Source organism: Arthrobacter sp. 05T423 (assembly GCF_056396245.1).
In genome coordinates this window covers 1-520 of record NZ_JBFTLC010000114.1, presented here as the reverse complement: position 1 = coordinate 520, position 520 = coordinate 1, and the positions used below count along the sequence as shown (strand labels likewise).

The 520-nt window shown below is 62.9% G+C and carries 1 protein-coding gene; it reads left to right on the top strand.

Annotation, left to right across the window (positions count from 1 at the left end; genetic code table 11):
• Positions 1–520, top strand: a 520-nt coding sequence (locus AC1DFE_RS24155) for a cupredoxin domain-containing protein (RefSeq protein WP_476908342.1), incomplete at both ends; no start/stop codon positions are given.

The window sequence follows — 520 nt, the reverse complement described above, 5'->3', positions numbered from 1 at the left end:
AGCATCCGGAATGGTGGGGCAAGACCTTCTACAAGCACTTCCCCAACCACGGGTTCGTGGGCGACATCTTCACCGTGAACGGCACCGCCTACCCGGTGATGGAGGTGAAGCGGCGCAAGTACCGCTTCCGGTTCCTGGACGCCTCCATCTCAAGGATCTACGAGTTCAAGCTGATGAGCTCCACCAAAGGACCGAAGTCCTCGGCGTCGCTCGGCTACGTGGGTGACGAACTCGAGGGCCAGTACCGCATCCCGGACGCCCAGCAGTGCATGCAGTTCACCCAGATCGCGTCCGACGGCGGCCTGCTGCCGTTCCCGGTCAAGCGCGATTCCTTCGAGCTGTGGCCGGCCAAGCGGCGCGAGGTGGTGATTGACTTCACCCGGTACCAGGACGGCACCCCCACCACCAAGGGCGACGTCATCTACCTCACCGACGTGATGAAGATGCCCAACGGCCGGATGTGGTCCAACTCGTCCAGGTTCGCGCCGGACCCGAACTACAAGGTCCCGGTGCTCAAGTT